Below are 13641 nucleotides of genomic sequence, written 5' to 3' on the forward strand. Positions count from 1 at the left end.
TGCCCTTGATGTTTTATTTACCTATCTGCTGCGTTGAGCAAAAGAAATTACTTTTTGTAGCCATGATGACGGTATAAGACTACTACTGTAATATAGCATCTTTGCCTTATTAGTTGATAAATCAAGTTGATATTTTTTATTCAAATCAAATATTTTTTTTAGCAATCTGTATGTGCCCATGTTAATGAAAACGGTTTGCACTTTCTTCAATTCCTGTTTGAAAATATCTTTATCTACTTTATCCAAATAAACATTGAGGTAAATTTCCAAAAATCTTAACCTACACCTCCAACACTTTTCCTGATCCTTACTTATACCATTAGCATGCCTTAACGAATGGGCAATTATTTCGTTTACAACTTGAAAATTCGCCTGTACAGCAGCTAATCTAATATGCAAATCTGCATCTTCCCAGCATTTAATATTTTCATTAAAACCACCAATATTAAGAAAAGTAGATTTTTTATAAACCGTATTAATTATACCTAATGGTTTACTCATAAAATAAGCCAATGGATTTTTTTTAATGGCCATCTCATCATACGTCCATAAAATGAGCGAAGCTCTTGAAATTTCATCAATCCAATCAGCATAACCGAGAATTACATCTGTATCACACAAAGTTAATTTTTGATTAATTAGTTTGAGAAAATCAGAATCAATTTCATCATCGATATCATGAAAATGAATATATTCTCCTTTTGCTTCATATGCAAGGCGATTTCTGGCATAGCCAGGGCCTTTATTAATTAGCCCTTTTATTACCTTAAACCCTTTTTTTTCTAAAAGGAAAATTGTCTCATCTGTACTCCCATCATCATAGAATACTACTTCGTTAAAAGGGATGGTTAGCTTTGATAATTGCAAAGCAAAACGATCAATATATTTAGCCGCATTATAGCAGGGAACAAGTAAAGAATGATGAAAATCCGAACTCATTTTTTTCTCATCCAAAAGCTATAACCTTCTTTATGTGATTTTCTTTTCTCGAAATTTCTACTACCTAATGTTAGATTTACTTCATTAAGTTTATTGATGATTTGCTGGTTGGTGCATGATTCATAATATGCAGGATATAAGATTTCGTAATCCTTTAATCCATTCACTAGCATTGCGGCAAGTATGTACTGTTCTGCCCAAAGCTGTTGTGATACATTTGTATCATAATCATAAGGTAGATAAATATCATGAATATGGATGATAACGCCCGAAGGGATGGATGGTATTAATTTAAAGAAAAAAGTCAAGGTATCATTTCCCTGGAAGGCATAGTGGGAACCATCCATAAACAGAAAATCACCAGCAGCTAATTGAATTTCATTTTCTTCTATAGCAGATTCTAAGGGCTTTTTGTAAAATGTATCGACTACCTGCTCAATTTCTACTCTTGGAAAGGGATCAATACAAGTTATTTTTGTCTTTAAGCTATATTTATTTTTGAAAAAGTGCATATACCTGGTTGATATTCCTGAACCAATCTCGATTATTTTTAAAGGTATATATTGTTGCATCATGGCACCAAGTATTGCAGCGTCGAATATTCCGAAGAAATAATTGTCCAGGTAGGGCTTGATCTGATCTTTTTCAATTTCTGATAATTCCAATAACTGGTGCATTTCATTGATGATTTTTAATTCAAGCTCAGCGGCTTTATTACGCTTAATCACTTCTTCCATCATTGAAATTACTTTACTCGAGAATGATTCTTTAAAGGATTGTGTCGAATAAATTGGGAAGTAAGTTCTTAACAGATTTGTTCCAAAACCTGGAATATTACTCTTATCAAAAATTAACCATGCATTTTTACTGTTAATTATTTTATTGAATAATATACATTGAAGTTTAAAATAAATCTTTCTATACAGAAAAAATAAAGCGCTAATAATTTTTTTCAATTAGTTTATTAAGTTTAAGCAATATTCGATGTAAAAAGTTAATTGTTTGCCAGTTATTTACTGGTCCATGGGCATCTTCACTGCAAATGAGTTCATGGTCGTGTTTCCATGCTGCACCCATCTTTGGATTATGTGTTTTAGCATCATCATGTTTATTTGCAATTGTCAGAACATGTTTAAGTAGTTTTCTTTTTTTTCCTTTCACCATTCTCAGCCATAACTCAAAATCTAATGAACAATGCAATGCTTCCCAAACGGGCTGGTGAATACTAGCCAGCCAAAAACATGAAGGTTGTTGTAGTGTTGGAATACGAAGCAAATAATCATATAGTCGTCGAACCTTTATAATTTCCATTTCATTTTCCTTTTGAGAATAACTGGCACTATAACCATAAACAAATTCGATTCTGTGTTTAAGAAAATTAGTAATTACTAATTTAAAAACATCCTTGCAGTAATAATCGTCGCTATTAATCCAGGCATAATAATCTCCCGAAGCAATACTGAAACCTAAATTTATAGCTTGGCTCTGGCCATCATCTTTTTCTGATTGCCAATAACTAATCCAGGGTGAATATTTTTCCAGAATTTCTTTGGTATTATCAGTACTTCCACCATCTATAACTATATATTCAAGATTAGGATAGTTCTGTAATAGTACTGATCTAATCGTTTGCTCGATAAATGAAGCCTGATTGTAAGACGGTGTAACGATAGTGAGTTTTGGCCAATCAACATCCTCTCTGTATATTCTTGGGTCAACCTCTTCATCCCAGGGCCAGCCTGATTTACTTTTAACCCCCGGTAATGACATCAATAATCCTTCAGCTGCTTTTGCAGCATTATCAAGAGGAAATGTTAATCCATTTTCAATTAATTTTTTCTTATAATTATTTAGATCAGGAAGATAGATTTTCATTATTTTTTCTTGCAACTATCACATAATTCATTGTGTTTACTGGGTCATAGTTTTTAGTGTCTAAGTAAGTGAAAATGCGATTTATTGTTTTAATTCCTCCTAAAAGAAAAGCCATAGATTTTATTAATTTTCCTTTAATGCCTTTCACATTATACATAGCGGGATAAACTGCATGTAACAAAGCTTGGCCAGCCACAGCCCATTTTCCACCGTTCGAATTAATTTCAATAATTTCAAAACCTGCTTTTTCTAGAATGTGTCTAAATCCATGTTTTGTAAATCTGAAAAAATCATGAGGCTCCTCGTGTAGGGGCCAATACATCGGCCCGGTCAACACAAAATACCCATTAGGTTTTAAAAGCCGGTAAGCCTCATTTACCAACCCCTGATGATCTTCAACATGCTCAATTGTTTGCGAAGAGAAAACAGTATCAAAAGTGGCCTCAGCTAGTGGAATATCATTAGCCGGACAAAGTACATCTACACATTGATTACTTGATTGAATGATATCACAACCAATGTATTTTGTAACGAGTGGATTTATGGTTTCTAAACAAGGTTTGTTGCCGCAACCAATGTCAATTAAATCACCATTTATATATCGTTTAATTGCCGAAAACAATTTTTCGTGATAAAAATGATAATGTAAATAAAGCGAGTTGCTTTTGCTAATATTTATATTGCTGAGCCTGGCGGTTTTATCGTCTCTTGTATCCATTTAGGGTAGATAGCTGTATTTTTCTATTAATGGTTTCCATGTTTCCCACTCATACTTTTCGTATGCGTGACAACCAAATGGAGTTTCTTTTTTAAGTTTGGCTAATGTTGTGCTAGCTTCGATTTCTATGGAAAAACTTATCGCCTCCTCGTCACCTGGTAGTTTGAATAATGGGAATAATATATTTCCAAAATACTTAAAGAAGCCGTCTTCATTATTCGGAAGCCACTTTTCGACTGAATTGTTAAGAAATTTAACTAACCGATAACATGACCTGGTTTTTCGTAAAGAAAAGCCACCGTTACCAACATTGCTTATTTGTTTATCAATTTTTAAGATTCTTAGAATTTTTGAGTAGTTTTTTAAAAACTGAACTTCACCGGGATTATTTAAATGGCTTCTATTTGGTGCGCCAATGAAATCATATCCTTTATTGCACCAATAATGTAGTTCATCTTTGAAAACAAATGCATCTAACTGATAAATTAATATGAATTTAAATTTGATAAATGTTTTATAGAAATGCGACGAAAGCATAAGCTGATTATACCCATTAATTCCTTCGAAGTATTTTTTCTCAAAGAAAGTAATTTCAAAATTAATATGGTGCTTAACACAAGCACGCTGGTAGCAATCAAGATTTAAGTCTTCAGGGCCAAAAAATATAATCTTATGTTGTTTTAAGACTTTTAAACATTGATTTAATGAGATGCTTTCAGTTTCATTTAATGTTTCCTTATAAATTGGAATTAAAACAGCTGCCAGTGTATCAGTTACCTGCATTCTTGTTTAAAGAAAAAAAACGCTTTGCTCTAGAGATGATTTTAGTTAAAATCACTTTTTTAAATGGCATTATTAGCATTTGATAACGTTCATAGTTATCTGCTTTGAGGTCCTCTTTAATTTCTTTTGGATGTACAATTTGGGTCAATTCGAATTGTTTCATTTTTGATTGATTTGATGATTCGTCAAAAGTATGAGTAGCATCAGGGCCAAAACCGATATTTGCAATCATATTTTGCCAGGGAATTATCGTCAATCCTCTATTCTTCCATATCCAATACATCCACTGGTAGTCCCAGGCATCTAAACCATTGTTTATTAGGCTTAAATTATAATCCCAAAGCTTTTGTTCCCTCCTGGATTTAAAAGTCTGTTTAATTATTGCAGATTTTGCAGCTTCTGGCTCATTAACCAAACTCACATTGTATAAATCCCATGCCCTCTTCCACGTAGCCCAGCCCCAAACATGAACGTACTTTGAAAAGTAATAAGTAGCGGAGCTGGAAGTGTTATTTTGAAAACTGCAACCCGTTATCATCATCACGTTTGTGTCATGTTGATATTTGTTTAGCAACGATTCCGTAAAATAAAAAAAAGATGAATTTGGTAAACAGTCATCTTCTAAAATAATCCCATAACCATATTTATTTAAAAACCAGGTTATTGCTTCACTAACAGCATACTTGCTTCCCAAATTTTTAGCTCTAAAAAGAGTATCTACCTGGCATTCCCAGTCTATATCAGCAATAATGCTTTTTGCCTCGGCACAAAGTTTAATATCATTTAACTGGTTATCTCTTGGCCCATCGGCAGCAATACACAAAAATTTAGGTCTTTGCTTTTTAATTTCTTCAAAAACCATTCGGGTATGTTGCGGCCGGTTAAATATTAAAAGAAGTATCGGCGTTTCAAACATTTTTTACTGTATATATTTGGAATATTATTTCCTGAAACAATAAATGTTTACCATAAAGTCCATTCTACCAAATATTTCCTCACCCGAAAAGGGATTCATTTTAGGATATCCTTCTTTAAGATAATACCTAAAACCTGCATTTTTAAGGTGTGTTAACATTTCCTCTAAACACTGAGGCTCATCTATAAATGAATGATATTCTAAAAATAAAAACTCTACTTTCAACAGCTCTTCCGCTATATCTGGAATTAAATCTTTTTCATGTCCTTCGATATCAATTTTTAAAAATGATATTGTTTCATATTGCTGTAAAAATTCTTTTAATCGGATTGCCTCAACCTTTATGGTTTCAACGTTATTATTAAATGATAATTTTCCGGCATGCCCACCTTCACTGCTAAAATTAAGTATACCTTTTTCGCTTGATACAGCTTTATTTAGACATGTAATATCTTTAAATCCGAAAGCTTTAATGTTATTTTGCAAGGCATCAAAAATTTTAGGATCGGGTTCAAAGGCTACTATGCTGGCATCAGGATGGTTTTGTTTTAAGTAAATTGTTGCCAACCCGATATTTGCACCACAATCGATCATTACAGGTTTTATCGTCTTTGTTTCAAAACTATAAACGTTCTCTCTAAAAATTTCTAGGTACGAGGCAATAAAAGTTACATTGTCAACAACGCTAAAATCTACGCCCATAAAATTGATATTGGCAGCTTCATAGCGTTGTAATGCGGTTAATTTATCCTGGTCTTTATAATTGATATCTTTTATAATCAATGGTCGCCGATATACTTTTTTTAGAATTTTTCTGGCTAACAACATTAATGAATTCATAAATTAGGGTTTAATAAATTAACTAACTAAACTAGCTACTTTCAGCTTTATGTATGCGAGTAGGCATATGAATCGCTGATGGGGTTTTAATAATTTGTTTTTTTTAGTAAATACTTCTCTTAAATATACCCGGACTTTAGAAAAGTCTTTATCGAATATCCTTTTTTTGAAGTACTGATATAGAATTACGCCTCTGTTTTTATTGAAGTAATTATCAGGTACTGTGGTGCTAAAACCGCCAACGTAAAAGTTTGCAACAATGAGGTCAACGTAATCGAATTTTAATTTAGCATAACACCTTAAATTAAATTCCTGGTCTGCGCTACTTATATATTTTAAATCATAGTTACCTAGTTCTAAAAAAACATTGCGACGGTAAAAAATGCTTTGATGGCAGATATTTGTGACAAGCATTTTTTCTAAATTATATTTACCATTAAAAACAACATTATCCAGATTCCACTGGTTTTTACCTCGCATTATCACATTGCCATAAATTATTTTAGCCGATGTTTCATCTATTTTGTGTTTTATCTCCTGTAGTACTTCATTGTTATAAAGCGTATCATCGCTTCCCAAAAAGTAAATCCATTTCCCTGCACTTAACGCAATGCCTTTGTTCATCGCATCATAGATTCCTTTATCCCCCTCTGATATATAATTAATATTAGGAGAATACTCTTGGTATCGTTTTACAATTTCTAGGGTAGTATCTGTTGATAATCCATCAATAATCCAAATTTCGAAATCTTTAAAATGTTGAGATACTAGACTATCTAAACAATTGGAAAGAGTTTTCGCTGAATTATAGGTAGGTATTATCACCGATAAGATACTTTCCATTTTAACTGCTAAGCGTAATGGCGTAGAAAAATCTTAATTTATTAACCATTTTTAGATGATAAAAATAACGCTTACCTAAAGACAAAATTTTGTTTTTATCCTTGTAAGGATAATAGCTCTCAAAAATTTTATTGTAAATGTATTTTCGGGTCAAGCTTAGTTGATAGAAATCTAAATGCTTCTCAAGAAGCTTTGTCATATCAAAACGATCAAAATTAAAATTCATTCCACCTGCTGACCGGTTCCAGACATAAATTGGAGCGTTTAAGTACATGCCATTAAACCCTGCCTGTAATACCCTTATCCAAAAATCTACATCTTGCACAGAGTACGAAAATTCTAAACTGTAACCGCCAATTTCTTTCCATACACTTTTTCTACATGGACTTGTACCAAGAAGTTTCCAGTGAATGCTTAATTTTCTTTTATCGATTATGTTTTTTGTTGCTATGTCATCACATTTTATAAGCTGAGATTCATTAGTTTCAACGTCTTTTAAATAGTAATCACCAGCAACAAAATCGATGTCATTATTTTCTTCAAAGGCCTTATAGATTAGATCTAAAGAAAAATCTGGCAATATGTCATCAGCGTCAAGCGGTACGATGATTTCAGTTGTAGAATTATCAAAACCTAAATTTCTTGAATTGGACAATCCTGAGTTCGTTTCGCTCCTTATAATTTGGAGGTTTTTAACCTGATTAAGTTTAGCCAGTACTTGTAAAGTTGAGTTATCAGTTGAACAATCATCTACCAATATAATTTCGGTGGCTGAATAGATTTTGTTATTTCTTAAAGATTTTAAAGCCTTTAAAATACTGATTCCTTCATTGTAAACACAAATAATAACCGATATTTTATAATTCTTATCCAACAATTGATACGATCTTAAATGCAATCTTTTGTTGTATACGACTGTTTCCACTAAGAAGTGTTCCGATTAGAAAAGATAATATATCTAATTTTTTTAAGCTTAAATAATCACTGATAATGGCAATACAATTTTGATGAAAATCTGGATTAAAAAGCTGCCATTTCAATTTGTTAACAATCGTCTTCTTTTTATCAATCTTATTTGTGAAATCATATATATCGCATAAAGTGTAAAAAATAGGTTGAGATATATTTAAATTTTGAAAAGTAGATTGGGAGGGGTGTATTCGATAATAAAATAATCTGTGAGCTGTTGAACGGAATTTGTATCCTGTAAGTAATAATTTCAACCACAAATGATAATCTTCTGCATTTTGTATTTCATTCTGCTCCGAAAAAAAACCTACTTTAACCAAAGCTTCCTTTTTCATTAATACAGACAATATCGGGATTTGGTTGTGCAACAAAAAGTCTTCGAAATTGTTTAAATCCCATTTATCTTTTATAACTAAGTTGCAATCATTGCACTTACTATTTTCAATTATAAATCCTTGAGTAAATAATAAATCGATTGACTCATTTTCTTTCAATAAATTTAACTGAATCTCTAATTTATTGGCTACCCAAATGTCATCGGCATCTAAAAAGGCTATGAGTTCGCCATGGCTATTTTTTATACCCAAATTTCGAGCTTTACCTTGTTTGCCATTTTCCTGATAGTAATAGTGTATTCTGTGATTTATGTTGGTAAATTCTTTTATAATTGCTGCGGTTGAATCGGTTGAGCCATCATCAACAATGATTAGCTCCCAGTTTTTGTATGTTTGCAATACCACTGATTCGATTGCCTCTTTTATAAATTTTTCTGCATTGTAAGCAGGCATAATTATTGAAACTAAAGTTTTATCCATCCTAACGGAACTATTTCTGTTGAATTATGAACAAACCACTTTTTGGGCGCAATTACAATTTTATCCGGATTTCGATTTAACCAGGCAGACCACCAACTGTAACTGCTATTTGCTATTATATTATGCCTGCACAAATGCATAAGATACATATCCTCCCAGTTTTTTGAGTTAGCATTTGAAACAAATGTTGCAGGTATTAAACTCAAATTGGCCTTACACCATTCAATGTCATCAGAAAAAACGTAATAAGTTGGATGATTAACTTTATTTTCGATTTCAGATTTTGCTTGCTCATAATAATTAAGAGGAAGTATACCGTGATAAGCACTAATGGCTGGCTTTAGATAATCTCCTCTTCGAATATGAACTGCTACAGCATTATTGTCGGCCTTTATTTTATCGGCTATAATTTTATTTGACTCAGATAATTCCGGAAACCTGAAATCATGTAAAAGTTGTTCTCTGATATCGGCAAAGTAAACCTCATTTTGAAAATAGCCATCCAAATATAAACTAAAAGACTTATTACTTTTAAGATTGATGAACTCGTTTTTTTCAGATTGATAAATAGATTTGGAGAGAAATATTAATTTTTTCCTTATCAGATATTTCAAAAATCTCCTGGTAATTTTTAGATTGATATTCTCAAAAATGAATAATTCAAGTTCTCTTTTAGTGAAATTTTCATCAGACACCCGGTTAGCGTTTAAAAAATCAACATCGAAATATAATGATTTAGATCCGATTGCTTTTGCTGTGGCATATTGGAACATCTGATTCCCCAGTCCGCCCTGAAGTTTTACGATGACCATTTGTTTTTTAATAAATTAAGAATACTTAAGTCCCACTTTTAAGATTAATTATCTGGTTCATCAAAATAATCACCTTCATTGAAAGTTAATATTTTCTCATTCGGATAATGATAAGTTTTATTATAAATCGAAAACCAATCATTAAATGTTAGCAACTGATGCGTATTGTTATGGCTATAATATCGGTTCCTGAACTCAGTGTGTGGTAAATACTTTGGCCAAAACAGATCGATAGAATTGTAGTCTACGCAACAAAAACTTTCAGCATACACACTCCAGCTATCCTCGATAGTCCATTTCAGATTTCGTCCTGTTTTTTTTAAGAATTGAGTTGAAAGATAGACTTCGCATACGCTTATTTCTGCAAATGATTTCCCGGTATAAATTACACCTTGATCATTAATTACCCTATTGTCAGGTTCAGCATTCCAATACAAGATCATATCATCAGTATTTCCAAACATCATCATATCGGTAATGCCATATAAACGGAATAAAAATGTATTAATACTAGGTATAATCAATCTTTCTTTTTGGAGGCTTACATTTCTGAGTGGAAAACTAGCAATGAGATTTAAAAAATATTCAATCGTATTTAAACCATAAATTCTTTGATCTGCACGGGTTTTCATTACATATTTCGCACCCAATTCTTTAGCCCTCTTAATTCCAGTTATGCTACTTTTTATTTGGTAATTAATATGAGAGTGTCCTGATATTAATGGCTTTTCATTTAAAATAATTTCAATTCCGAGAGATTTTAATTTCAATAGGGTAGGTTCATCTTCTCCTATCCATGTCGAAACAATTAGGATAGTGTTTTTGAAATTTTTCTTGTAGAGTAAAATTGTTTCAAGAGTGAAATTATCAACGATTATTATTGGTCCCTGAATAACTACAGCTATTTTAGGCTGTGTTCTTGTTGTTAAGGGCTTTATATTGTAGGCTACATGTTCTTTGGGTCTTCTATGCTCGGTAAGGAAAACATTCTCAACTTTTTCAAGTTTTTGAATAACATTCAAATGCATTTCATTTAAATCAATGAAGTTTTTGGAAACTAAGTATTTAACTAAGTTCGTAAAGAAAAGTCTAAATAAGCTTTTCAGATATCCCATCTTTCAGATACTTTTCAAGGTCTTCTGGTGTGCCCAAACCATGCATCCATGTATGATTGATACTATAAGTGCCGATTTGTAAGCCATTTTTAATAGCATAGTTATAAACTGGGCAAGTGTAAAATTCATTATTAACCCGGTCGTTATTGATAATCATATCTATCGCCCCATCAACAAAATCATTTCCTTTTCTAAATAAATATATTCCGGCGGTAGCTAAATCAGATATTGGCTTCTTTTCCTGTACTTCTGTCACTAATCCATTATCATCAGTTTTTGCAAAAGACCATTTTGGATTTAGGCTTTCGTCATTAAACGTTAATATCGAACCATCAAGTGATCTTTGAAAACAATCGTTAATAAAACCAGCAATTCCATTCTCAATAATTTGATCGGAGTTAGCTATAAGTAATGGAGTGTTATTATTTATGTATTTTCTGGCATGTAATATAGTGCATACTGTACCTTCAGTGAGTTTATCAATAAATATAAAATGAGCATTAAAATTGTCTTTTATCTCATTAATTGTTTTATTTTCCTCTGTCAAATGTCTTTCTTGTCCTATCAGGAAAAATTGAGCGTCTGGATATTTTAGATTTTCCATTACCCTTACAATCATTGGTTTACCGGCAACATCAATAAATGGTTTAGCTTTTGTAAATCCAGCCTTAGCAAATCTACTGCCGCTACCGGCCATGGGTATTACGATATTTATCATTTCAATAAATATTTATCATTAGAAGCCCCTGGTATCTTAACAACAACAGTAACTACGTCAGTTAACGCTTTAAAATTCGTAGGCGTATCAGGCATAATTTTTATTATATCACCATCATTATATTGTATACCATTCATTTCGACTTTTCCGTTCACAATCACTGTAAACTCGGTAGCTATTTTATGGTAATGGATTGAGTCGTAGTCACCTTTTTTATAACGCTTAAGCCCAACCTCGAAATCTTGAGTTCTGTGGAGGCTGGGTTCAAAATCTCCGATAAACCAACCATTGGTCATCGCAGACAGGTCAAATTTTTCAATGGCCATTTTTCAGATTTTCAAATTCGTTTAATTTTTGAGGAGAATAAAATGAGTGGTATTTTAAATTATCAATTTCATAATTGTAAACTTTCTTTTCCGCTAAAATATATTCGTTAATAACAGGCGAGATAAAGTAAACATCATTTAATTGTACTTTATTCCTTATAACCCGAAAAGCATTTTCAAAAAACAATGATGCCTTCGAAAAATAATAATAACCCGCAATAGCATGCTGGCTAATAGGGTTTTTTTCGGCGGTTTGAGTAATTAAATCATTTTCAATTTTTACATAAGACCATCTTGGATGAATTGATTTAAAAGTTACAACACCCACATCTGCCAGTTTTTCCTCCCAAAATTCTATTATTTTATTAAAATCTTCTTCAATAATTTGATCTCCATTTAAGATTAACAAAGTATCATCATTATCAATATAATCTATCGCCATTAAAATACTGCATAGTGCTCCTTTAGTAGGATTTTTTAATTTTATAATGTCGCAATTTTGTGTTAATAATTTTAATGTGCTATCTAAATGATATTTTATTACATCTTCTTCATTTATAATAAAGATAAATTTATGAGGAATGTTAATAGGAATTATTTTTTCAAATATAAATTGTATCATAGGGATACCCTTTACATCAATTAGTGGTTTGGGGTAAGTAAAACCAGAATTAAAAAACAATTCTGATGATCCTGCTAAAGGAAAAATTATTTTAATCATTTTCTAATTCCTGTATTCTTTTAATTATTCTATGGTAGGTTACGTCAGTCGTATCCTTTACCTTGAGTAAGTGCGCTCCCGAATCCAATGCAGCCTTTATTCCATGTTCATTATCTTCAACTATTAAACACTCTGCAGGAGCTAAATTTAATTTTTTTATAGCCATCAAGTAAATTTCCGGATCGGGTTTACTTTTTGTTACATCGTCACTTGATAGGCAAAAGTCCAGATAATTCACAAGGCCGGCTTTTTCCATCATAATGTTAACTGTTTGGCTAATTGAGTTTGATGCAACAGCAAGCTTATAACCATCTTTTTTTAATTGAGATAATGCAAATTGATGTTGAAAAACGGGATTACATTTAGCAAAAATGGCTTCAAATGTAAATTGTTGTTTTAGCGCTCCAATAAAACTATGCAAGCCTAACGGCAAACCATTTTTCAAACTTAAAAGCTCAAGTTTCTTTTTGGTTGGAAGTCCGTCAAAAGTAGAAAGATGATCCTGCCTGTTTATTTCTGCACCAAATAAACTTAATGCCGAGTTAAGCGCTTCATAGTGCCAGTCTTTGGCATCTATCAATACCCCATCCATATCGAATATTACCGCTTTGATTTTCATTTTAATTTTGAAAAAAGTTTCGCGCTTCCATAGGAAAATCTGTACATAAAATTACTTTTTTATTCGTGCAAATCGCTGTTGATTTTAGCATTTCCCATAGAGCTAAATGGTTTCTGCCATGTAGCTCGGGAGATACAATTGCTACTCTTTTATTGTTTTGAATATGTTTTAAGATTAGCTTGTCATCATACCAGTCTTTTATAAAACAATCCAGCCATATTCCTTCACATTGTTCATAAAATGCAGGTAGCAATTCATGTTCACTTTGTCTGCTAAAGAAGGGAATTTTATGTTTAATGTACCCGAGGGTATCCGGTATCGACATATCAAATACAAAATAGCTATGAATCTTGTGTGTTTTTACTAGATTTTGGATTCCAGCTTGTAAGCCATCAGCTTTTATATTCAAAGCAAGGGTAGATAATTGATTATACCTATTGTACAGATCAAAAAAATCATCCACAAGCATTGAACCATTGTCAGCCGGATCATGTGATATTACAATATTACGGTTTAAATCTCTTAAATCCGTTTCTGTACCAAAACCTAAATCAAATGACCTTATAAATGCTTCTGATTTATTTTTTTCTTCTGATTTATTCCAATAACCCCTATGACTTATTATTTCCATG

Annotated in this window: 17 protein-coding genes; all 17 read right to left on the reverse strand. The window is 32.0% G+C overall.

Annotated features, from left to right (window positions below):
- Window positions 1-21: 21 nt before the first annotated feature.
- The 17 genes from R2R71_RS18260 to R2R71_RS18340 all read right to left on the reverse strand — a co-directional run bounded on the left by R2R71_RS18260 (window position 22) and on the right by R2R71_RS18340 (window position 13640).
- A complete protein-coding gene (locus R2R71_RS18260; protein WP_316832720.1) occupies window positions 22-954 on the reverse strand; it encodes a glycosyltransferase family A protein in 933 nt (310 codons plus the stop codon).
- Window positions 936-1895: a class I SAM-dependent methyltransferase gene (locus R2R71_RS18265; protein ID WP_316832721.1), complete on the reverse strand. Its 960-nt coding sequence runs from the start codon at window positions 1893-1895 to the stop codon at window positions 936-938. Before R2R71_RS18265 ends, R2R71_RS18260 begins: the two co-directional genes overlap by 19 nt.
- Entirely contained in the window at window positions 1879-2814 is a 936-nt protein-coding gene (locus R2R71_RS18270) for a glycosyltransferase family 2 protein (protein ID WP_316832722.1), read from the reverse strand. Before R2R71_RS18270 ends, R2R71_RS18265 begins: the two co-directional genes overlap by 17 nt.
- Window positions 2795-3532, reverse strand: a complete 738-nt coding sequence (locus R2R71_RS18275) for a class I SAM-dependent methyltransferase (RefSeq protein WP_316832723.1) — start codon at window positions 3530-3532, stop codon at window positions 2795-2797. The genes R2R71_RS18270 and R2R71_RS18275 overlap by 20 nt, the downstream gene beginning before the upstream one ends.
- Window positions 3533-4315 (reverse strand): DUF5672 family protein, encoded by a 783-nt coding sequence (locus R2R71_RS18280; RefSeq protein WP_316832724.1) that lies wholly within the window; start codon window positions 4313-4315, stop codon window positions 3533-3535.
- The gene (locus R2R71_RS18285; protein WP_316832725.1) at window positions 4302-5177 is read right to left on the reverse strand and encodes a nucleotide-diphospho-sugar transferase; all 876 of its coding nucleotides are present in this window, start codon (window positions 5175-5177) and stop codon (window positions 4302-4304) included. The genes R2R71_RS18280 and R2R71_RS18285 overlap by 14 nt, the downstream gene beginning before the upstream one ends.
- 78 nt (window positions 5178-5255) lie before the next feature.
- A complete protein-coding gene (locus R2R71_RS18290; protein WP_316832726.1) occupies window positions 5256-5933 on the reverse strand; it encodes an FkbM family methyltransferase in 678 nt (225 codons plus the stop codon).
- Window positions 5934-6089: 156 nt separating this feature from the next.
- The gene (locus R2R71_RS18295; protein WP_316832727.1) at window positions 6090-6914 is read right to left on the reverse strand and encodes a glycosyltransferase family 2 protein; all 825 of its coding nucleotides are present in this window, start codon (window positions 6912-6914) and stop codon (window positions 6090-6092) included.
- A 1-nt stretch (window position 6915) separates the two neighbouring features.
- Window positions 6916-7788, reverse strand: coding sequence for a glycosyltransferase family A protein (locus tag R2R71_RS18300; RefSeq protein WP_316832728.1), 873 nt, complete (start codon window positions 7786-7788; stop codon window positions 6916-6918).
- Window positions 7781-8698, reverse strand: a complete 918-nt coding sequence (locus R2R71_RS18305) for a glycosyltransferase family A protein (protein WP_316832729.1) — start codon at window positions 8696-8698, stop codon at window positions 7781-7783. Before R2R71_RS18305 ends, R2R71_RS18300 begins: the two co-directional genes overlap by 8 nt.
- On the reverse strand, window positions 8683-9510 hold the full coding sequence (locus tag R2R71_RS18310; protein WP_316832730.1) for an alpha-1,2-fucosyltransferase: 828 nt from the start codon (window positions 9508-9510) through the stop codon (window positions 8683-8685). Before R2R71_RS18310 ends, R2R71_RS18305 begins: the two co-directional genes overlap by 16 nt.
- 44 nt (window positions 9511-9554) lie before the next feature.
- Window positions 9555-10625: a WavE lipopolysaccharide synthesis family protein gene (locus R2R71_RS18315; RefSeq protein ID WP_316832731.1), complete on the reverse strand. Its 1071-nt coding sequence runs from the start codon at window positions 10623-10625 to the stop codon at window positions 9555-9557.
- Window positions 10600-11343, reverse strand: coding sequence for a glycosyltransferase family 2 protein (locus R2R71_RS18320; RefSeq protein WP_316832732.1), 744 nt, complete (start codon window positions 11341-11343; stop codon window positions 10600-10602). Before R2R71_RS18320 ends, R2R71_RS18315 begins: the two co-directional genes overlap by 26 nt.
- Complete coding sequence (locus tag R2R71_RS18325; protein WP_316832733.1) at window positions 11340-11669, reverse strand: hypothetical protein; 330 nt, start codon at window positions 11667-11669, stop codon at window positions 11340-11342. The genes R2R71_RS18320 and R2R71_RS18325 overlap by 4 nt, the downstream gene beginning before the upstream one ends.
- Window positions 11659-12390 carry a glycosyltransferase family 2 protein gene (locus tag R2R71_RS18330; protein ID WP_316832734.1) on the reverse strand — a complete coding sequence of 244 codons (732 nt, stop codon included), beginning with the start codon at window positions 12388-12390 and terminating at the stop codon, window positions 11659-11661. The genes R2R71_RS18325 and R2R71_RS18330 overlap by 11 nt, the downstream gene beginning before the upstream one ends.
- Window positions 12383-13009 carry an HAD family phosphatase gene (locus R2R71_RS18335; RefSeq protein ID WP_316832735.1) on the reverse strand — a complete coding sequence of 209 codons (627 nt, stop codon included), beginning with the start codon at window positions 13007-13009 and terminating at the stop codon, window positions 12383-12385. The genes R2R71_RS18330 and R2R71_RS18335 overlap by 8 nt, the downstream gene beginning before the upstream one ends.
- 1 nt (window position 13010) lies before the next feature.
- Window positions 13011-13640, reverse strand: coding sequence for a hypothetical protein (locus tag R2R71_RS18340; RefSeq protein ID WP_316832736.1), 630 nt, complete (start codon window positions 13638-13640; stop codon window positions 13011-13013).
- Window position 13641: the final 1 nt, after the last annotated feature.

Source organism: Pedobacter aquatilis, from assembly GCF_032678405.1.
Taxonomy (GTDB): domain Bacteria; phylum Bacteroidota; class Bacteroidia; order Sphingobacteriales; family Sphingobacteriaceae; genus Pedobacter; species Pedobacter aquatilis_A.